The sequence below is a fragment of the Leisingera sp. NJS201 genome (genome assembly GCF_004535885.1).
Lineage (GTDB): Bacteria > Pseudomonadota > Alphaproteobacteria > Rhodobacterales > Rhodobacteraceae > Leisingera.
Genome location: NZ_CP038234.1, coordinates 4,344,364 through 4,364,796, shown reverse-complemented (window position 1 = coordinate 4,364,796; position 20,433 = coordinate 4,344,364). Strand labels below are relative to the sequence as shown.

The 20,433-nt window shown below is 64.9% G+C and carries 17 protein-coding genes and 1 pseudogene; 8 read left to right on the top strand and 10 right to left on the bottom strand.

The window, feature by feature from the left end; all coding sequences use genetic code 11:
* Positions 1-3 precede the first annotated feature (3 nt).
* The 3 genes from ETW23_RS21560 to ETW23_RS21555 are packed head-to-tail and all read left to right on the top strand — an operon-like array spanning position 4 to position 1,846.
* A complete protein-coding gene (locus ETW23_RS21560; protein WP_134831212.1) occupies positions 4-921 on the top strand; it encodes an ornithine cyclodeaminase family protein in 918 nt (305 codons plus the stop codon).
* On the top strand, positions 918-1,052 hold the full coding sequence (locus ETW23_RS26925; protein ID WP_368075860.1) for a hypothetical protein: 135 nt from the start codon (positions 918-920) through the stop codon (positions 1,050-1,052). The genes ETW23_RS21560 and ETW23_RS26925 overlap by 4 nt, the downstream gene beginning before the upstream one ends.
* Before the next feature lie 23 nt (positions 1,053-1,075).
* Positions 1,076-1,846 (top strand): alpha/beta fold hydrolase, encoded by a 771-nt coding sequence (locus ETW23_RS21555; protein ID WP_368075859.1) that lies wholly within the window; start codon positions 1,076-1,078, stop codon positions 1,844-1,846.
* 100 nt (positions 1,847-1,946) lie between these two features.
* On the opposite strand, the pseudogene ETW23_RS21550 reads toward ETW23_RS21555, so the two are convergent.
* Positions 1,947-3,190 (bottom strand): annotated as a pseudogene (locus tag ETW23_RS21550) (MFS transporter).
* A gap of 193 nt (positions 3,191-3,383) precedes the next feature.
* Between ETW23_RS21550 and zapE the strand changes: the two are divergent.
* Both zapE and ETW23_RS21540 read left to right on the top strand, forming a co-directional pair.
* Positions 3,384-4,460 carry a cell division protein ZapE gene (zapE, locus tag ETW23_RS21545; protein ID WP_134831211.1) on the top strand — a complete coding sequence of 359 codons (1,077 nt, stop codon included), beginning with the start codon at positions 3,384-3,386 and terminating at the stop codon, positions 4,458-4,460.
* A complete protein-coding gene (locus tag ETW23_RS21540; protein ID WP_134831210.1) occupies positions 4,457-5,362 on the top strand; it encodes a bestrophin family protein in 906 nt (301 codons plus the stop codon). Before zapE ends, ETW23_RS21540 begins: the two co-directional genes overlap by 4 nt.
* A gap of 171 nt (positions 5,363-5,533) precedes the next feature.
* Here ETW23_RS21540 and ETW23_RS21535 read toward each other — a convergent pair whose 3' ends face one another.
* From ETW23_RS21535 to ETW23_RS21525, 3 genes are all read right to left on the bottom strand, one after another.
* Positions 5,534-6,805, bottom strand: a complete 1,272-nt coding sequence (locus ETW23_RS21535) for a folylpolyglutamate synthase/dihydrofolate synthase family protein (protein WP_134831209.1) — start codon at positions 6,803-6,805, stop codon at positions 5,534-5,536.
* A gap of 110 nt (positions 6,806-6,915) precedes the next feature.
* Positions 6,916-7,866 (bottom strand): acetyl-CoA carboxylase, carboxyltransferase subunit beta, encoded by a 951-nt coding sequence (gene accD / locus ETW23_RS21530; protein ID WP_134831208.1) that lies wholly within the window; start codon positions 7,864-7,866, stop codon positions 6,916-6,918.
* Between the two features lie 62 nt (positions 7,867-7,928).
* Positions 7,929-8,843, bottom strand: a complete 915-nt coding sequence (locus tag ETW23_RS21525; RefSeq protein ID WP_134831207.1) for a CPBP family intramembrane glutamic endopeptidase — start codon at positions 8,841-8,843, stop codon at positions 7,929-7,931.
* Positions 8,844-9,025: 182 nt separating this feature from the next.
* On the opposite strand from ETW23_RS21525, the gene ETW23_RS21520 reads away from it, so the two are divergent.
* The 3 genes from ETW23_RS21520 to ETW23_RS21510 all read left to right on the top strand — a co-directional run bounded on the left by ETW23_RS21520 (position 9,026) and on the right by ETW23_RS21510 (position 11,064).
* Complete coding sequence (locus tag ETW23_RS21520; RefSeq protein WP_254695094.1) at positions 9,026-9,823, top strand: hypothetical protein; 798 nt, start codon at positions 9,026-9,028, stop codon at positions 9,821-9,823.
* Between the two features lie 89 nt (positions 9,824-9,912).
* Complete coding sequence (locus ETW23_RS21515; protein WP_129372366.1) at positions 9,913-10,674, top strand: DUF6478 family protein; 762 nt, start codon at positions 9,913-9,915, stop codon at positions 10,672-10,674.
* Positions 10,675-10,686: 12 nt separating this feature from the next.
* On the top strand, positions 10,687-11,064 hold the full coding sequence (locus tag ETW23_RS21510; protein ID WP_129372367.1) for a hypothetical protein: 378 nt from the start codon (positions 10,687-10,689) through the stop codon (positions 11,062-11,064).
* 7 nt (positions 11,065-11,071) lie between these two features.
* On the opposite strand, the gene ETW23_RS21505 is transcribed toward ETW23_RS21510, so the two are convergent.
* The 6 genes from ETW23_RS21505 to ETW23_RS21480 all read right to left on the bottom strand — a co-directional run bounded on the left by ETW23_RS21505 (position 11,072) and on the right by ETW23_RS21480 (position 20,428).
* Positions 11,072-11,815: an isocitrate lyase/phosphoenolpyruvate mutase family protein gene (locus ETW23_RS21505; RefSeq protein WP_134831206.1), complete on the bottom strand. Its 744-nt coding sequence runs from the start codon at positions 11,813-11,815 to the stop codon at positions 11,072-11,074.
* Positions 11,812-12,876: a bifunctional transcriptional activator/DNA repair enzyme AdaA gene (locus tag ETW23_RS21500; protein ID WP_134831205.1), complete on the bottom strand. Its 1,065-nt coding sequence runs from the start codon at positions 12,874-12,876 to the stop codon at positions 11,812-11,814. Before ETW23_RS21500 ends, ETW23_RS21505 begins: the two co-directional genes overlap by 4 nt.
* A 487-nt stretch (positions 12,877-13,363) precedes the next feature.
* Positions 13,364-14,698, bottom strand: a complete 1,335-nt coding sequence (locus tag ETW23_RS21495; RefSeq protein WP_134831204.1) for a S41 family peptidase — start codon at positions 14,696-14,698, stop codon at positions 13,364-13,366.
* A gap of 7 nt (positions 14,699-14,705) precedes the next feature.
* Positions 14,706-15,839, bottom strand: coding sequence for a murein hydrolase activator EnvC (locus ETW23_RS21490; protein ID WP_134831203.1), 1,134 nt, complete (start codon positions 15,837-15,839; stop codon positions 14,706-14,708).
* Positions 15,836-17,353, bottom strand: a complete 1,518-nt coding sequence (gene gpmI, locus ETW23_RS21485; RefSeq protein ID WP_134831202.1) for a 2,3-bisphosphoglycerate-independent phosphoglycerate mutase — start codon at positions 17,351-17,353, stop codon at positions 15,836-15,838. The genes ETW23_RS21490 and gpmI overlap by 4 nt, the downstream gene beginning before the upstream one ends.
* Before the next feature lie 147 nt (positions 17,354-17,500).
* Positions 17,501-20,428 carry an error-prone DNA polymerase gene (locus ETW23_RS21480; RefSeq protein ID WP_134831376.1) on the bottom strand — a complete coding sequence of 976 codons (2,928 nt, stop codon included), beginning with the start codon at positions 20,426-20,428 and terminating at the stop codon, positions 17,501-17,503.
* Positions 20,429-20,433 lie beyond the last annotated feature (5 nt).

The following is a 20,433-nucleotide window of genomic DNA, read 5'->3' as shown; positions in this document are numbered from 1 at the left end:
CACATGAGCATCCCATTCATCGGGTTTGACGAGGGCGAAGCGCTGCTCGATTGGATCAGTTTCACGGGCGCCCTGGCTGCCAGCCACGATTTGCCCAAGGCCGGGATCGGCGATACATTCCTCTACCGCGATCCTGACACGCTGCTCAGCCGCTCCGCCTGGATCGACGGCATGGGCCTGGCAGTGAAGACAGCCAACGTCTTCCCGCGCAACCCCGGCGCAGGCAAGCCGATGATCAACGGCTCCGTCTGCCTTTACTCGGACGCGGACGGCACGCTTGAGGCGCTGGTCGACTTCCACCTGGTCACCAAATGGAAAACTGCGGGCGACAGCCTGCTCGGCGCCCTGCGGCTGGCCAACCCCGCCGCCCGCGAAGTGCTGATCGTCGGCGCTGGCACCGTCGGCGGCTCCCTGATCGAAGCCTTCGGCGCCGGCTTCCCGCAGGCGCAGATCCGGGTCTGGAACCGCACCGGTTCCAAGGCCGAGGACCTCTGTTCCAAATACCCCGGCACCCTCCACGCACCGGATCTGGAAACCGCCGTGAGGGCGGCGGATATCATCGTTACTTGCACCATGTCCTCCGAGCCGGTGATCAAGGGCGAATGGCTCAGCCCCGGCCAGCACCTCAACATGATCGGCGCTTACCGCCCCGACATGCGCGAGGCCGATGACGAGGCGCTGCGGCGCGCGCAGATCTTTTGCGACAGTTTCGATACGACCCTGGACCACATCGGCGAATTCAAGATCCCGCTGGCTGCCGGCACCATCCAGCGCAGCGACGTGCTGGCGGACTACTATGCCCTCAGCCGGTTCCCAGCCTATGACCCGGCCCGGATCACGCTGTTCAAGAACGGCGGCGGCGCCCATCTCGACCTGATGACCAGCCACCACATCCTGCAAAAATGGAAGGCCAAGGCATGATCTGGCTGCTGGTCCTTGTTGTTCTGCTGATCGCCGCCGCGCCTTTCCTGCGCGAACGCCTGCGCAAACCGATGAACACAAAGGTCCGGCAATCCGCCCCGGCGCCTTCGCGCAGCTCTCCGGCGGGCTGACCCACTACCGCTGGTCCGGCCCCTTGCGCGGGCCCGTTGCGGTCTGCGTGCATGGCCTCACCACACCGTCGTTTGTCTGGGGCGGCGTTGCCCGGGGGCTGGCCGCCATGGGCTACCGGGTGCTGAGCTATGACCTCTACGGGCGCGGCTACTCGGACCGCCCGGAAGGGCTGCAGGACAGCAGTTTCTTTACCACCCAGCTGGAACAGCTGCTGCAGGATCAGGAGGTCGGCGATGATTTCACCCTGATCGGCTATTCCATGGGCGGCGCCATTGCCACCGCCTTTGCCGCCGCTCACCCCACCCGCCTGCGCGAGCTGATCCTGCTGGCGCCGGCCGGCTTCGGCAGCAGCCCTGGCCGCCTCACCCGGATGATCCGCCAGATCCCGGTGCTTGGCGATTGGCTGATGCACGCGCTCTACCCGGCGCTGCACATCCGCAGCACCGAGGCCGAGCGCAACCTGCCGTCCTCGGTGCCCGGCGTCGTCGACCTGCAGCAGCGCGAGCTGGGCTTTCAGGGTTTCATCCCCGCGGTGCTTGCATCCCTGCGCGGCATCCTGAACGAAGACTTCACCGATGAGCTGCGCGGCCTGCACAAGGCCGGCGTGCCGGCGCTGGTGATCTGGGGCCAGGACGACGCAGTGATCCCACCAAACTCCGCCGGCCGCCTGGCCGAACGCGCCCGCTCGGTCCGCCAGGAGGAAATCCCGGGCGCGGGCCACGGCCTGCCTTACACCCACACGGATGAGGTGCTGCAGATCATCGCCGAAAACCACCGCCGCGGCCTGATGTGACATCCGCGGATAGGCCCCTGTTGCTTCATCTTTGCAGAAACACTCCGGGGTCCGGGGCTGGCTCCGGTCCGGCAGTCGGCATCACAGCAAACCGCCGGCGTTACCCCGCCGCCACCGCAGCCCGCAGCGGACGTTCCTTCACCGGCAGATGGACAATCGCGCTGAACGCCCCGACGCCGACACCGATCCACCAGACAAAGGTGTAATCGCCATAAGCGTCATACATCCGCCCGCCCAGCCAGACGCCCAGGAAACTGCCCAGCTGGTGGCTGAAAAACACGATTCCATAAAGCGTGCCCATGTAACGCAGCCCGTAGATATGCGCGACCAGGCCTGAGGTCAGCGGCACCGTCGCCAGCCACATGGACCCCATCGCAACCGAAAAAATGATCACGCTCATGGGTGTGATCGGGAACATGATGAACGCCGCCGCCGCGATCGTCCGCCCGGTGTAAATCGCCGCCAGCAGGTATTTCTTGGAATAACGCTTGCCCAGGTATCCCGCCAGCAGCGTGCCGCCCACATTGGCCGCCCCGATCAATGAGATTGCCGCCGCCCCAGCGCCGAGGTGGTGGTAATGCCCAATGAGTGCAGCGCCCCGCCCGGCAGGATCGGCCCGCACATCTCGGTCACGAACGCCGGAAAATGCGCGGTAACAAAAGCCAGCTGATAGCCACAGCTGAAAAAGCCGAGGAAAATCAGCGTGTAAGACGGATCCCTGAAAGCCTTCATCAGGATCGCGCCCATGCTCTCTTCCAGCTCTGCCTTGCCGGCTGTCTCCGGTGCCCGCATCAGCGGCAGCAAGGCAATCAGCGCCAGCACCACGCCCGCAAACACCAGAAAAATCGTCTGCCAGGGCAGAAAGCCCAGCATCCACTCCGCCGTGGGCGCACCGAAAATCTGCCCCGCGGACCCTGCCGCGGTGACAATCGCCAGCGACATCGAGCGGTTTTCATCGGAACTCGCCCGCCCGACAACCGCCAGCACCACGCCAAAACCGGTGCCCGCAATGCCAAAGCCCACCAGCCATTCATAGCTTTGCATTTCAAACGGCGTCGTCGCCCAGGAACTCAGCACCAGCCCCGCGGCATAGACAATCGCCCCCATGATGATCGCCTTGCGGTCGCCGATCTTTTCGGCAATGGCGCCGAAAATCGGCTGCCCGATGCCCCAGGCCAGGTTCTGGATGGCAATCGCCAATGAGAACTCCGAGCGCAGCCAGCCGAACTCCTCGGCAATCGGGATCTGGAACACCCCGAACGAGGCCCGCACCGCAAAGCTCACCATGATGATGATGCAGCCGACAATCAGAACGGGGGTAAACAGCGGCGCGGGACGGTCCATGCGGTCTCTCCTGACAGGCCGCGCCACCCTCAAGGAAATTTGCCTCACGGTCAAATCAGGATTATTGCGTACATCATTAAGAATTATTGATGTGAGGCCGGCACTTCCCGGCCGCCATCCAATCCTGCACTCTTCCTGCACCTGGATCATTGCGGCGCTTCCCATCCCCAGCGCCCCGCGCTATCCCTGTCTCATGACCCATCTGACCACGCTGTACCGGCAGAAGATCGACGCGGGCGAATTGCAGCCCGATCCGGCCCAGGAGGCCGTGCTTCCCCATTTCGACCGCATCGCCGAAGGGCTGATGGCGCCGCCGGTGAAACGCGGCTTTTTCCGCAAGGCGGAATATGAACCGGTCCAGGGGCTCTACCTCTGGGGCGGGGTGGGCCGCGGCAAGTCGATGCTGATGGATCTGTTTGTCGACAGCCTGGAGGATATCCCCGCCCGCCGGGTGCACTTCCACGCCTTCATGCAGGAAATCCACGCCAAGATGCACCAGGCCCGCCAAAGCGGCGTCGAGGACGCGCTGGCGCCAGTGGCGGCAGAGGTGGCGGAGTCAGTGCGGCTGCTGGCTTTTGACGAGATGCAGATCACCGATATCACCGACGCGATGATCGTCGGACGCTTGTTCGAGGCGCTGTTTGCCGCCGGCGTCACCGTGATCACCACCTCCAACCGGGTGCCGGACGATCTGTACAAGAACGGGCTGAACCGCCAGCTGTTCCTGCCCTTCATTGATCTGATCAAGGATCATATGGCGGTGCATGAGATGGTCAGCGCCACCGATTACCGGCAGGACCGGCTGACCGGCGCACAGGTCTATTTCGCCCCCATCGATGCCGAGGCCCGCGCGCAGATCCGGGCGATCTGGCAGGATCTCTCGGGCGGCGGCAACGCCCAGCCGCTGACGCTGGAGGTGAAGGGCCGCGAGGTTACCCTGCCCGCCTTCCGCAACGGGGTGGCACGCGCCACTTTCTATGACCTGTGCGGCAAGATGCTGGGACCGGGCGACTACCTCGCCATCGCCGAAGAGGTAAAGGTCCTGGTGCTGGAGGACATCCCGCGCCTATCGCGCAACAACTTCAACGAGGCCAAGCGGTTTGTGACCCTGATCGACGCTTTGTATGAGGCCAAGGTGCGGCTGATCTGTTCGGCGGCAGCCCAGCCCGAGATGCTCTATGTCGAGGGCGAAGGAACTTTTGAATTCGAACGCACCGCCTCCCGCCTGCGCGAAATGCAGGACAAGGACTGGGGAGCCGCAGACCTGTGATAGTCCGCGACACGCCCAGCCGCTGGGAAATTTTTCTGATTCTGAACGGGTCGGTGGTGCCGCGCATCCTGCCCAACATCATCGGTGCTGCGCTCTGGGCGCTCCTGGTGCTGGTTCTGGACCGCTATGCCGTCGCGATGCCGCAGATTTCCATCGGCGCCATGGGGGTCTTCGGCCTGTCGCTGTCGCTGTTCCTCAGCTTCCGCAACAATGCCGCCTATGACCGCTGGTGGGAGGCGCGGCGGATCTGGGGGCGCATGGTCTCCGACGTGCGCAGCCTGGCGCAGGAACTGCGGATTTTTGCAGGCAAGGGCCCGGACGAGGAGTACATCCTGACCCGCATCCTGGCCTTCCACCACCTTCACCGCGCCCAGCTGCGCGGCGATGAGGTCGTGGAGACGGTCCGCCACTGGGTCGGGCCCGAGGCGGCAGAGCAGCTGATGCAGACGGAAAACAGCCCCAACGCTGCCCTGCGCGATATCGCCACCCGCCTGCGCGAAATGGCAGAGAACGGCCGCATCGACGGCTTCGGCCAGCGCGCCCTGGCCGAACGTCTCGCCGCCTTCCCCGCCGCCCAGGCCGGGAACGAGCGGCTGCTGACCACGCCGCTGCCCTTCGTCTACTCATTGCTGGTCTGGCGCACCACGTATCTCTACTGCCTGCTCTTGCCCTTTGCCCTGTTGGACAGTGCGGGCTGGTTCGAACCGCTGGTGGCGGCGGTGGTGGCTTATGTGTTCTTCGGCCTGGCTGAGGTCACGCATGAGCTGGAGCACCCGTTCCGCAAACAGGCCAACTCAGTTCCGCTCAGCGCGATGTGCCGGGTGATGGAAATCTCGGTCTGCAATGCGCTGGGGCGCGACGTGCCGCCCCGGCTGGAACCCGTGGACTACGTTCTGGACTAGCGGCTGAACGGGTCTGGGGGCGCTGCCCCCTCGGCCTCACGGCCTCACCCCCGGGGTATTTGAAACCAGAAAGAAGCAGGAGGCGCGCCGCGCCAGCGGCGCCCGGCCCAACGGGATGAGATCGCCAGATCGAAGCCGGGCGGGAGAGCCTCCCCGCCGCAGTTGCAAGCCTCAGCCGTTTTCGCGCAGGATGTGGCCCGCCAGATAGAGCGAGCCGCAGATCAGCACCCGCGCCTGCGGATCCTTGGCAGTGATTGCTTTCAGCGCAGCCAGAGTACTCTCCGCCGTGCCCGCCTCGATGCCCACCGATTTAGCCGCAGCTTCGGTATCTTCCGCACTCAGCGTGTTGATCTCATTGGGTATCGAAATGGCCATCAGGCTTGCCACCTGCGGTGCCAGCGGCGCCATGTAGCCGCTCACGTCTTTGGTGTTCAGCATCCCGCAGATGAGGTGCGTGGGGCGTTCCGGCAGTTTCGCCAGCACATCGGCCAGCGCGATACCCGCCGCGGCGTTGTGGCCGCCGTCCAGCCACAGTTCGGCTTCCGGTGCTGCCTCGATCAGCGGGCCGGTCTTCAGCTTCTGCATCCGGGCGGGCCATTCGGCATTTAACATGGCCGCCTCGCAGGCAGCCTCATCGGCGCCCAGATGGCGCAGCGCCGCCAGCGCCGCGCCGGCGTTCTGGACCTGATGCGCCCCCAGCAGCGCAGGCAGCGGCAGGTCCAGAAGGCCGGTTTCATCCTGGAACACCAACCGGCCGTGTTCCTGATGCACATGCCACTGCTGGCCATAGGCAATCACCGGCGCGCCAAGACGGGCGGCGGTGGCCTCGATCACTTCCATCGCCTCATTGGGCTGCGGGCCAACCACCACCGGCACGCCGCGCTTGATGATCCCGGCCTTCTCCGCGGCGATTTTGGCCAGCGTATCGCCCAGGAACTGCTCATGATCGATAGAAATCGGGGTGATCACGCTAATTGCGGGTTTATCAATCACGTTTGTGGCGTCCAGACGCCCGCCCAGACCGACCTCCAGCAGGGTGTAATCCGCCGCGGTGCGGGAAAACGCCAGCAGCCCTGCCACCGTAGTGATCTCGAAATAGGTGATGTTCTCACCGCCATTTGCGCCGTAGCACTCGTCCAGCACCTCAGTCAGATACTGTTCCGAGATCAGCTCCCCCGCCAGCCGAATCCGCTCATGGAACCGCGCCAGATGCGGCGAAGTATAGGCGTGGACGCTTTTTCCCATCCCCTCAAGCCCGGCGCGGATCATCGCCTGGGTCGACCCCTTGCCATTGGTGCCGGCCAGATGGATCACCGGCGGCAGCTTGTCCTGCGGGTTGTCCAATGCGGCCAGCAGCCGCCAGACCCGGTCCAGCGTCAGGTCGATGATCTTGGGGTGCAGCGCCATCATGCGGGCGAGGATCGCGTCGGAGGTCTGGGTCATCGGCCTGGTCCTGTCAGATCGGAAAGTCAAATGCAGCAAATAACAGCGCCCGCCCAGGTAAGGACGGGCGCGGTCCGGCCGGACAGCCGGGCAGGTTAATATAGACCGGTTTACTCGGCAGCTTCTTCGCTGGCTGCGGCCTCGGTTGGCGCATTTGCGGCCTTGGCGGGGTCTTCCTCTTCCGGCGAAGGCAGATCGCCCACCACCTGCGGCGGCAGGCCCATCAGCATCCGGATGATGGTGATCAGCTCACCGCGCATCTCGGTGCGAGAGGTCACGCGGTCCAGCATACCGTGATCCAGCAGGTATTCGGCGCGCTGGAACCCTTCGGGCAATTTTTCGCGGATGGTCTGTTCAATCACGCGGGGACCGGCAAAGCAAATGAGCGCATTGGGTTCAGAAATATGCACATCGCCCAGCATCGCATAAGACGCTGTCACCCCGCCGGTGGTCGGATGGGTCAGCACCACGATATAGGGCAGGCCCGCCTCTTTCAGCATCTGCACCGCCACGGTGGTGCGCGGCATCTGCATCAGCGACAGGATGCCTTCCTGCATCCGCGCACCGCCAGCGGCGGAAAACAGCACCAGCGGGCGGCCCAGCTTCACCGCTTCTTCAGCCGCGGCGATGATGGCGTTGCCCACATACATGCCCATCGAGCCGCCCATGTAGGAAAAATCCTGCGCCGCAGCGATAATGGGGGTGCGGCCGATTTCACCGGCGGCCACCAGCATGGCGTCTTTCTCGCCGGTCTTCTTCTGCGCCGCCTTGATCCGGTCGGGGTATTTCTTCTGATCCTTGAACTTCAACGGATCGGCCAGCGGTTCCGGCACCGCAACCTCGGTGAAGACACCGCCGTCAAACAGCGCGGTGAACCGGTCGCGCGGCGTGATATGCATGTGATGGCCGCAGCTGGTGCAGACGTTCTGATTGTCGCTCAGCTCGCGGTGAAACAGCATGGTGCCGCATTCATCGCATTTCTGCCAAAGGTTCTCGGGCACTTCACGGCGCGAAAAGATCGAGTTGATCTTGGGCCGGACGTAGTTGGTGATCCAGTTCATATTGCTTGCCTCTCCGGGGCGCGGTTTGCCCCCCAGATAAGGCGCCTTGGCCGCAATTGCAATCAGCGGCGTATGGCAAGCCGTGCGCAAAGCCAGCTGACCAGCATCAGCGCAAAGTCCACCGCCATCCAAGGCCGCAGCGCCTGCACGTCCGCCATCTCGAAGGGGATCAGATACAGCGCCAGCCCGTTCAGACTGGTCGGCGAAGCAAACAGCAATAATGCAGTAACGTTGTTGAAGAAATGCACCGCCATCGCCGGACCCAGGGTACCGGCCCGCGCTGTCAGATCCGCCATCAGCACCCCGAACAATCCGGCCCAGACGGTGACCAGCAGCGCATTCTCCCCGGCCTCGGCAGGCAGATAATGCCCCAGTGCAAACAGCGCCGACGGCCCCAGAAGCCACACTGCCGGGCTGCGGAACCGTGCCGCCAGCGCCTGCTGGATATAACCGCGGAACAGGATCTCCTCCGCAGAGGTCTGCACCAGCACCGCGGCAACAGACAAAGGCAGAATGCCCAGCCAGGTCCAGACCGGCAGGTTCGGGGTCATCGCCGGCCCCATGCTGTAGGGCGGCAGCAGCATGATCAGCACGCTCAACCCCAGCAGATACAGGCTCACCTTGCCGAACTGCCAGACCAGCGGCACCAGATGCCCCGTGACGGTGGCAAAGCTGCGCTGGTGAAACAGCCGCGCCGCCATGGCCACCCCCAGCGACAGAAAGGCAAAGCTGCCCAGCAGCACCAGCATGGCGCCGGGATTGCTGCCGTCACCCAGCCCCTGCAGCCAGGCGCCGGGGAACAGGCCCGCCACCATCACCTGCAGCGCCGCGGTCATCGCAAAGCTGACCGCCGCCACCAGCACCAGCCCCAAAAGCAGCCGCCACAGCGCAGGCTGCAGCCGGGCAAAGCGCACCAAGGCCTCATGCGCCCTGTAACTGTGCCCGTCACTGTACCCGTCTCTGTGCCTGTGCTGCATGTGTCCTCCGGCTGGAATGGCGGCAAATTGCGCCAACGTTATGCATTGCTGCAACGCCATGGCAAGGCAGACAGCCCGGCGCGCGGTTCACACTTGCCGCGCAGCAGCCCTGCCCGTAATAAATTTGTCAAAAAAACAGACCGGCAGGGACCGCAGTGACCAGAATAAACAACGGGAAACCCGTGTCTTTTTCGCTCCCCGGCGGAAAGGCGCCAGGACTGCGCAGAGCTGCAGCCGCCGCCGCGCTGGCCGGCCTGGCCTTGGCAGGATGCAGCCCTGCCCCCACAGGCATGTCCTTTGCCGCCCGCGTGTCCGGCCCGGCGCCGCGCCTTAGCGGCCAGGTGATGTCCTTTGCCGGCGGCGGCGTGCTGCTGGCTGCCCCGGAAACCTTTTGCTTTGACCGGCGCAGCAGCACGGCGGATGACAGCGGCGGTTTTGCCTTGATTACCCATTGCAGCCGGCTTGACCGGAACCGCTGGTTCGGCTCCCGCAATGCGGCCGTTCTGACCGCCTCGATCGGTCCGGCGCAACAAGACGCCGCAGCCCCGCAAGCGGCTGATATCGTGGCCATGTTCCCCGGTGCCACGCTGCTGGAAACCCGCGACGACCAGTTGCTGCCGCTGGTCCGGCTGGAATTCCCCGAAGCCGTCGCCGAAGGGGCCAGTCCGGTTCACTGGCGCGGTGCCTTTGTGCTCGACCGGCATCTGGTCGCCCTGGCGCTCTATGCACCGGAGGGCAGCCGCGCTCTGGGAGGCCAGGGGGCAGCGCTGCTGAACGAAGTGACCCACCGCTCACTGGAAGCCTCCACCCTGCCGGATCTTGAGGAAGCCGGCGCGGTGCTGCCCAAAGGCCCCCGGCAGTCCCTGCGCCCCCTGGCACGGCCCGCAGCGGCAGCCGCCGGCGCCCCGGAAACCGGCGCCACGCCCGCCCTTCGCAAAAAACGCGGGCTTAGCCAGCGGATTGCCGGTTTATTTCAATAGCCGCCAGCGGTTACACTGGCGCCAGCGCCCGCCGCATTACCGCGCGGGCCGGACTCCGCAACACGGCGCAACAGGCAAGAGAGAGCACGATGGGCAGGATCATGGACCGGCTGCTGCACCTGCGCAGCCTGCGCCGCTGGCGCGCAGCCGCAGAAGAGTCGGCCCGCGCGCCGCTGTCTGAACTGCGCCGCCAGCGCAATCAGGCCCGCCAGCTGCGCACCCATCTGGACCGGCTGATCCACACCGCCGACGGCCGTTTGGCGCTGCCGCAGATCGGCTCCTCCTTCTTTCCGCGCCCGCATGGCACCGATTGGTCCTGGCGCCCGGAACTGTGGCGAGGGCCGCTGCCCGAATGCGGGCTGTCCTCCGTCCCCGCCAAGGCCCGGCTCGGCGATGAGGCGCAGCTGTTTCACGATTGCGCCTTCTCCGAACTGACCCTGCGCCAGCTGCGCAACACCCGCGAAGAAGACCTTGCTCCCTTCGGCCTGCGCATGGATGTGTTCCAATTCGACGGCTCGTTCCTGTCGCTGGTGATCGACCTGCCGCCCGCCGCTGCCAATGGCATGACCCGGCAGCATCTGCTGCGGATCGACAGCATTATCGAATCCGAAAAACCGATCGAGATTTTTGCCCGGCTCAACATCCAGCACGGTCCCAATACCGAACAGATCGTGCGCGAGCTGCCGCAGGAGCAAAAGAACATCGTGGTGGAGTTCGACCTGGCCTATTCCAAGCTGAACGAGAAGCGGATCGAAAAGATCTGGCTTGATCTGATATTTGAAGCGCCGGATATGAACCAGGTGATCCTGCGCGACCTGACCTTCTCGCGCCACCGCCGCGCGGCGATCTGAGGAACCTGAGCCATGAGCGACCTGTCACTGACCAAAATCCGCTTCCGCAACGGCATCTGGGAGGGCCGGATCAGCAACGCCCCCGCCAGCGGCGCGCGGCCCGAGATTTCCGTGATGTTCCAGGATCAGCCGGTGGCCGATGCAAAACTGAAAGAAGGCCAGGCAGGCGGCGAATGGCTGATCTCAGTGCCGGTCCCCGCCGAGGCATTGGCCGACGGGGTGCAGACTTTCGTGATATTCGATGCCGCCGGCGGCACCCGTCTGGGTGATTTCACCCTGATCGCCGGGGAGGCAGTAGCGGACGATCTGCGCGCCGAAGTCGAACTGCTGCGCGCAGAACTCGACATGCTGAAACGCGCCTTCCGCCGCCACTGCCTGGAAACCACCTGAGCGGCGGTTACACCAATGTCTGGAAATGCTCTGCCAGCACCTGCATCAGCTTGGCGTGCGGGATCGGGCCATAGCTGCAGCGCGCAACGCCTGCCTGCCGCGCGGTTTCCAGCGTGATACCGCGCATCATCGTGTTAACCGGCAGCGCGCTTGCCTCGCAGACTTGTGCAATCAGATCCGGATCGGTCAGCCCGGGGATGAAATACCCATTGCCGCCGGCCTCGGCATAAGCCGCGCCGCGCTCCAGCGCCTCCGCCATCAGGCCCGCGTGTTTCGACGCATCTTTTTCCTTCAGAAACAAATCTGTGCGCGCATTGACAAAAATGTCCGCATTGGCCGCCCGTACTGCAGCAACCCGCCGGGCCTGCTCTTCAATACTGTAGAGCTCCGCCGTCCCAACCACCTGATCCTCAAAATTCAGCCCCACGGCGCCGGTTTCGGCCAGCCGTTTAACATTGGCGGTCAGCTGCTCAGGCGCGCGGGCATAACCGCCCTCAAAATCAATTGTCACCGGCAAATCCGTGGCGGCGATGATGCGTTCAGCGTTGCCCAGAACAAACTCCAACGGGATCTGCTCGCCATCGGCAAAGCCCTGCGCAACGGCCACCGGATAGCTGCCGGTCGCCAAGGCCGCGGCCCCCGCCCCGGCAATCGCCTTGGCACTGCCTGCGTCCCAGATGTTATACAGCACCACCGGGCTGCCCGGCTGATGCAGCGCCGCAAAGGCGCGTGCGCGGTCGGAATATATCATGCAGAAATCCTCTGTTTGTAGCTTGTCTCAATCTCGATCAGCCGCTGCTTGCGCCACAAGCCGCCGCCATAACCGGTCAGCGATCCATCCGCCGACAGCACCCGGTGGCAGGGTACTACCAGCGCCAGCTGGTTGGAACCATTGGCCCGCGCCACCGCCCTTGTGGCCGAAGCGCGGCCCAGCTCGCGCGCGATCTGCGAATAGCTGCGGGTTTCGCCGGCCGGAATAGTCAGCAGGTAGCGCCAGACCTCGCGCTCGAACCCGGTGCCATGCAGGGCCAGCGGGGTTTGGAAATCCGCGCCGTCACCCGCAAAGAACCTCTGCAGCTCTTCGGCGATCTGCTTTGTCGGCGCCGGCCGCCCAAACCCCAAACCTCCGGGCTGCGCCTTTTGCAGCCTGGCCACTTCCCGCGGCAGCGCCTTGCGGTCGGCAAATTCCAGCAGATGCAGCTGGTGCCGGCAGCTGATCGCAATCATCGCGCCCAGCGGCGTGTCGATCCAGTCGGCCAGCAACAGCGCGTCCTTGCGGAAGGCGCCCGGCGCAATCCCGACCAGCTTGGCAAAGGCCGCGCGAAAGGCGCTGGCGCTTTCAAACCCGGCATCAATCTGCGCCGCAATCACCGGCTCGCCGGCTTTCAGCGCGGTGAACCCCTCGCGCAGGCGGCGCTGGCGGGCCATTTCCAGAAAGGTCATGCCGAAATGCCGCTTGAACGCCCTCCGAACGGTGGACGCATCCAGCCCCATCCGCGCCAGATCGCTCTCGCCCCAGCGATAGGCGGGACGCGCCTCCAGCCGGGCCAGCAGATCCTGTACCATCGGATCATCCCCGGCAGCAGCCGCCAGCGGCTTGCAGCGTTTGCAGGCGCGGAACCCCGCCTCAATACATTGGCCGGGGCTGGCGTAAAAGCGGCAGTTCTCGTACTTCGGATTGCGCGCCGGGCAGGTCAGGCGGCAGAAGATGCCGGTGGAGGTCACGCCCACATAGGCGCGCCCCTCATAGGCGTCATCACGTGTGATCAGCGCTTGGTACAGCGTCGGGGAATCAGGCAGGTCAAACATCATGGGGCGAACATAGCCCAGCCCATGCAATCAATGCGCCGGAGATCGGGCGTTGATATTCACTTTGACGCGACAAATGCATTGCGCCGGGTTGGGTGTTGCCCTTTCAGCGTACGCCGGTTTCACCTGATCATCAGGTTTTCACAACATACACTCCCCTGGTCGATCACCCATTGCACAAGGCGCGGGCAAGCTGTGCGGCTGTCTGCGCAGCACCCAGAGACCGGCCGCGATAAAAAGGGGGTCGTTCAGGAATTCCTGTCCAAGCAGGCCCCGCGGGGTCTGTCCATTCTCTGCCCGGCGGCGCTCCGTGCTGCCCGCAAACGCCACCCCCCTGCCGCTTCTTTCTGGCCAAAAATACCTTGGGGGTGAGGGCCGCAAGGCCTGAGGGGCAACGCCCCCTGCTTCCGCCCGGCCGGCACGTGAACAGCAGAGCAGAAAAAAGGCCGCCCAGCCGGACGGCCCCTTTGTGCTGCAATATGGCCAAGCCTTACTTCGGTCCCAGCGCAACCAGCCCCTTCAGGATGTCGATGGCATAGGCCAGCTGGTAATCCTCTTCGCGCAGCTCGGCGGCCTTTTCGGCCTTTTCGCGGTCGGCTTCGATCTGGCGGATCTCATCCTCGCTCAGGCTGTCATTGTTCAGACTGCCGCGCAAATCGGCCTCGGAGCGCGAGCGGCGTGCAGGCGAGTCGTTCTCCTCCTCAGCCGCAGCGGTTCGGCGGGGCTGCTGCACCACAATATCAGGGCTGACGCCCAGCGCCTGGATCGACCGGCCCGACGGTGTGTAATAGCGCGCAGTGGTCAGACGCATCGCGCCCTCGCCCTTCAGCGGCATCACCGTCTGCACCGATCCCTTGCCGAAAGACTTGGTGCCGATGACGATGGCGCGGCGGTGATCCTGCAGCGCACCGGCCACAATTTCCGAGGCCGAGGCCGAACCGCCATTGATCAGCACCACAATCGGCTTGCCATCGGCCAGATCGCCCGGCGTTGCGTTGAACCGCTCGCCGTCCTCGGGGTCGCGGCCGCGGGTCGAGACGATCTCACCGGATTCCAGGAAACTGTCCGCCACCTTGATCGCCTGGGTCAGCAGCCCGCCGGGATTGTTGCGCAGGTCCAGAACGATGCCGTTCACATTATCCTCGCCGCCCGCATCTTCGATCTGCTTTTTCAGCCCGGACACCAGGTTGGTGGTGGTTTGATCGTTAAAGGTGGTGATCCGCATCACCACGGTATCGCCCTCGATGCGGCTGCGCACCGCCGTCAGCTTGATGGTGTCGCGGATGATCGAGACATCAAACGGCTCGGCCTCACCTTCGCGCACCACGGTGATCACAATCTCGGACCCCACTGGTCCGCGCATCAGGGTGACCGCATCGTCCAGCGACAGGCCCAGCACGCTTTCGCCGTCCACATGGGTGATGAAATCGCCTGATTCCATGCCGGCCTCGTCCGCCGGGGTGCCGTCGATCGGCGAGACAACTTTGACAAAGCCCTCTTCCTGCGTGACTTCAATCCCCAGGCCGCCGAATTCGCCGCGGGTCTGCACCCGCATGCTGGCCGCATCATCCGGCGACAGGTAGCTGGAATGCGGATCCAGCGACGTCAGCATGCCGCCGATCGCCGCCTCGATCAGTTCCTTCTCGTCGACTTCCTCGACGTATTGGGCGCGGATACGCTCGAAGATGTCGCCGAACAGGTCCAGCTGCTCATAGACATTTGCCTCGCGCGTGCCTTCCTGCGCCAGCAACGGGCCCGCAACATAGGTTGTAGCGACAATCCCTGCCAGCGTGCCGCCAATGGCGGCCATCGCAAATTTTCTCATCAAGCCTTCATCCACCTTTTCCAGTGCGGAACCATGTTTCCGGATCCACCGGGCTGTTGTCCATTCTCACTTCTATATAGAGCGTTTCTGTCCGGTCAGTTCCACCCCCTTCACCGCTAAGTGACAGAATTGCATCCGGCTTGGGGTTTTCTCCGCTCATCAATCCCACCGGCGTGCCCTCGGGGATCACTTGCCCAGCCTCGCCGAACACCTCGGCCAGGCCGGAGAGCACAAACAGCGTCTCCGGCTGCGGTTCCAGAATCACCACATTGCCCAGATCCAGCAGCGGCCCGCGATAGCGGATGGTGGCGGCGGCCGGCGTCGTGACCAGGGCGCGGGGACGCGCCGCGATCAGCAGACCGGGCCGGGCAATACCCGCCGCGTCCCGTTCGCCGTAGCCGCGCAGCACCAGCCCTTCGACCGGCAGCGGCAGGGTACCGCGCAGCTCTGTGATGTCAGCGCTGGTCCCGGCGATGTCACCGCCGGCAATCTCGGCCAGCCCGTCGGCAAATCCCGACAGGGTTTCAGTCGAAGAAATCAGGATCGCGGTACGCACCGGATCAGCAGTGAATCGGCGCGGCAGCGTGGTGCGGTCGGCAATCGCGGTGGACAGCTGCACCCGCGCGGACTGCACGCCCGCCAGCCCCTCTTCCAGCGTCCTGGCCGCGTTCTGCTGCAGCAGCCGCAGGCTCTGCACCTCGTCCAGATCCATCTTCAGCGACTGCGCCCTGGCATGCAGGGCCGGGGTCACCTCGGCCAGCATCATAGCCGAGCGTGCCGCGCCCAAAGGCCCCGAAGGATGCACCATCAGCACCGGCGGCGGCGAGGTTTCAATGGTCTGGATAATCCCCAGCAGCCCCGAGACCTCCTCTTGCCGCGCCGCCAGCTGCGCACTCAGCTGCGCCTCGCGCCGCGCCACCCGGCGCAAGCCGTCGCGCATCGCCGCCAGACCGGCCTCATAGGCCTGCACGGTTGCGGTCAGCGCCTTCACCCGGTCGCGGGAGCTGCCGGCCTCCTGCAATTGCACCGAAGCCCCCTCCAGCTGCGCCGCCGCCGTGCGCGCGGCCCCGGCGGGGTCCGCTGCCGTCTGCAGCGGTGCGGCCAGCAGTGCCAGCAGTAAAAAGCCCGCCCGCAGCGTCATGACAGCAGGCTCTCCCCGGTCATCTCTGCCGGTTTCTCCAGCCCCATCAGCTCCAGAATAGTCGGCGCCAGATCCGCCAGCCGGCCATCCCGGAGTGTGGCGCCTTCCGGCCCGCCAACCAGCGCCACCGGCACCAGGTTCAGCGTATGCGCAGTATGGGCGCCGCCGGTTTCCGGGTCCACCATCACCTCGCAATTGCCGTGATCTGCGGTGACAATCATCGCGCCGCCCGCCTTCTCCAGCGCTTTCACCACCTGCGCCAACCCGCGGTCCACTGCCTCGCAGGCCAGCATCGCCGCCTTCAGATCGCCGGTATGGCCGACCATGTCGGGGTTGGCATAGTTGGTCACAATCAGGTCATAGCCCGCAGCAATTGCCTCGACAAACTTCTCCGTCACCTCGGGGGCCGACATCTCCGGCTGCAAGTCATAGGTCGCCACATTGGGCGACTTCGGCATGAACCGGTCCTCGCCCTCTTCCGGGTCTTCCTTGCCGCCATTCAGGAAGAAGGTCACATGCGGGTATTTCTCGGTCTCCGCCAGCCGGAACTGGCGCTTGCCCTGCTTCGCCACCCAGGCTCCCAGCGTGTTCACAATCGCTGCCTTGGGATAACAGGTGGTCATGTAATCGCTATGGCTGTCGGAATACTCCACCATGCCCAGCAGGCCCGCCAGTTTGGGGCGCTCGCCCGCATCAAATTCAGCAAACCCCGGTTCGCCAATCGCGCGCAGAATCTCCCGCGCGCGGTCAGCCCGGAAGTTCAGGCAAAAGAACCCGTCGCCGTCCTTTACCCCCTGATAACCGTCCAGCACGGTGGCGGCGATGAACTCATCCGTTTCCGACTGATTATAGGCATGGTCCACCGCGCCGTGGGCATTCATCCCCGGCCGCCCCTTGGCATGGATCATCGCATCATAAGCCTCGCTGACGCGGCCCCAGCGGTTGTCGCGGTCCATCGCGAAATAGCGCCCGGTGACGGTGGCAATGCGTGCGCCTTCGGGCAGCTTCTCCTCCAGCCGGCGGAAATGGCGAAAGGCCGATTTCGGCGCCACATCGCGCCCGTCGGTGATTGCATGCAGCCAGACCGGCACGCCCGCGTCCGTCACCGCCTTCACCGCCGCCAGGATGTGGTTGATATGCCCATGCACGCCGCCGTCCGAGACCAGCCCCATCAGATGAGCCGCGCCGCCGCTTTCTTTCAGCTGCGCGATAAACGCCTGCAAAGCGCCGTTTTCAAAGAACGACCCGTCTTCAATCGCCAGGTCGATCTGCCCCAGATCCATCGCCACCACCCGGCCCGCGCCGATGTTGGTGTGGCCCACTTCTGAATTGCCCATCTGCCCGGTCGGCAGCCCGACATCCGGTCCATGGGTGATCAGCCGGGCGGCCGGCCCCTTGGCCAGGATCGCATCAAAGGTTGGCGTTTGCGCCAGATAAGGCGCGTTTGCCTCGCCGGGCTCCCCGCTGCCCCAGCCGTCAAGAATGCACAGGACAACGGGTTTGGGTGCGGTCATGGGGTAGCTCCGGGGCAAGGCTGTGTTCGCAAGCCTTCTAACGCCTCGCCGCGCCGGGGTGAACCGGCATTCCTGCCACAGTTGGCGTTATCAGCGCGCTTGGCGGCAGCAAGCCTCCGCCAATCCGCTTCATCTTTCCCAAAATACTCAAATCCCCGGCCCGCCACCCGTGCCGCCGCCCGCGTTCTGCGGTGTCAGCAGATGCCGGATCAGCGCCACCGGATGGGCCCGCAAGCTCAGCCGCATGGCGACGTAATCCTCCACCACTTCCTCGCCCAGGCCCATCTGCGGCAGATCCGCTTCCGGCTCGTAAATCCCCTCGCCCTCCAGCTCGCGGGCAAACAGCGGCAGCGGCTTGCGGGCGGTGATCGCCTTGGCCGCCCACAAGGCCTCACGCCGGTTCAACCCGAGGGCAGCAAAGGCATCGGCTTCAGCCAGCCGCTCAATCACCGGCGGCGAGGTGCCTGCCTTGCGCCAGACGTCCTCCACTTCCGTATAGCCATTGCCGCGTGCCGCAGTCAGCCAGGCGGCATCCTCATCGCGCAGGCCTTTCACCTGCCGGAGCCCCAGCCGCAGCGCCAGCCCGCCATGGCCGTCCGGCTCCATCACATTGTCCCAATAAGAATTATTGATGCAGACCGGGCGCACGTCTACGCCATGTTCGCGGGCGTCGCGCACGATCTGGGCAGGCGCATAAAACCCCATCGGCTGCGCATTCAGCAGCGCACAGGCGAAAATGCCGGGATGGTGGCATTTGATCCAGGCAGAGGCATAGACCAAGAGCGCAAAAGACGCCGCATGGCTTTCCGGAAACCCGTAGGAGCCAAAGCCCTCGATCTGGGAAAAGCAGCGCTCGGAGAAACCGGTGTCATAGCCGTTCCTGGCCATGCCGCGCAAAAACAGGCTGCGGAATTCGCTGACGTTGCCGTGTTTTTTGAAGGTCGCGAGCGACCGCCGCAGCCGGTCGGCCTGCTCCGGCGTGAAGCCCGCGCCGACAATGGCGATCTGCATCGCCTGCTCCTGAAACAGCGGCACACCAAGGGTCTTGCCCAGTACTTCGCCCAGCGCGTCCGAGGGGAAATGCACCGGCTCCTCGCCATTGCGGCGGCGGATATAGGGGTGCACCATATCGCCTTGGATCGGGCCGGGGCGGACAATGGCGACCTCGATCACCAGATCATAGAAATGGCGCGGCTTCATCCGCGGCAGAAAGTTCATCTGCGCCCGGCTTTCGACCTGAAAGACGCCAATGCTGTCGGCCCGGCACAGCATGTTGTAGACCGCCGGATCCTCGGGCGGCAGGGTGGCCAGGCTGTAATCCAGCTGGTGGTGCTGCTGCAGCAGATCAAACGCCTTGCGGATACAGGTCAGCATGCCCAAGGACAGCACATCGACCTTGAGGATACCAAGCGTGTCGATGTCATCCTTGTCCCAGCAAATGACTGTGCGCCCCTCCATCGTGGCGTTCTCGATCGGTACCAGCTCGTCCAGCCTGCCTTGGGTGATGATAAAGCCGCCCACATGCTGCGACAGGTGGCGCGGGAAGCCGATGATCTGCTCCACCATCTGCATCGTCAGCTGCAGGCGGCGGCTGCCGGGGTCCAGCCCGATCTCGCGCATCCGCTCGGCCTCCACCCCCTTGGCGCTGAAAAAACCCCACAGCTGCGAGGACAGGGCCGAAATGGTATCCTCGGTCAGGCCCATGGCGCGGCCCACCTCGCGGATGGCGCGTTTACCGCGGTAGTGGATCACCGTGGCACAGAGGCCTGCGCGGTGGCGGCCGTAGCGTTCATAAATCCACTGGATCACCTCCTCGCGCCGCTCGTGCTCGAAATCGACGTCGATGTCCGGCGGCTCGTCGCGGGCTTCGGAGACGAAACGCTCGAACACCATGGTGCCGAGTTCGGGGCTGACCGAGGTCACGCCCAGGCAGTAGCAGACCACCGAATTCGCTGCCGAGCCGCGCCCCTGGCACAGGATCCCGCGGGAGCGGGCAAAGGCGACGATGTCGCGCACGGTCAGAAAATAGGGGTCGTATTTCAGCTTGCCGATCAGCGCCAGCTCATGCTCCAGCAGGCTGCGCACCTTGTCCGGCGCGCCGCCCGGATAGCGCCATTGCAGGCCCTCCTCGGCCAGCCGCCGCAGGCGTTGCGGCGGGGTTTCGCTGCCGCGCCCCTCATCCGGGTAGTCATAACGCAGCTCATCCAGGGAAAAGGTCAGCTGGTCCGCCAGCCGGGCGGCGTTGTCCACCGCCGTCTCATGGCCCCGGAACAGGCGGCGCATCTCCGCCTCGGACCGCAGGCGCTGCTCGCCATTGGCCATGGCGGCGCGGCCCAGGGTCTCTACCTTGCAGCGCAGGCGGATGGCGCTGAGGACATCACCCAGGCGGCGGCGGCTGCCGTGGTGCATCTTTGGCGCGGCGCTGGCGAGCGGCGGCAGGTTCAGATGCCGGGCGAGATCCGCGAGCTGCGCAAACCGTGCCCGGTCGCCGCCGTCATAGGCAGGCGCCATCAGCAGATGCATCCGCCCGGCAAAGCGGCGCGTCAGCCCGTCCATATGCGGCCCCCATCCGCCCGCGCCGCTGAGGCCATGTTCCGTCTGCGGCAACAGGAGCAGGTGGAGACCCTCCGCGAATTCCAGCAGGTCAGCGATGTGCAGGAGACAGCTGCCCTTCTGTGCCCTCAGCCGCCCGGTGGACAGGAGCCGGGTCAGACTGCCCCAGCCCGCGCGGTTCACTGGCAGCGCAATCACCTCAGGCGCATCACTGAAGATCAGCCGCGCCGCCGGGATCAGCCGTGGCGCATCGTAGATCGGGAAAGAAAGCGGCGGCGCGATGCCTTCGAGGGGCGGCGGGCCGATGGGCGTGTTCTGCCGGTTCCAGGCCTGCCGCTCGCGCACCTGGCGGGCAATGCCGCGGCATTCGGCATGGGCGCGCACGATACCCGCCACCGAGTTTTCGTCGGCAATGGCAACCGCCGCGATCCCCAGCTCCAGCGCGCGGGTCACATACTCCTCAGGGTGGGAGGCCCCGGTGAGGAAGGTGAAGTTGGAAAGGCAGGCGAATTCGGCAAACATGGCCT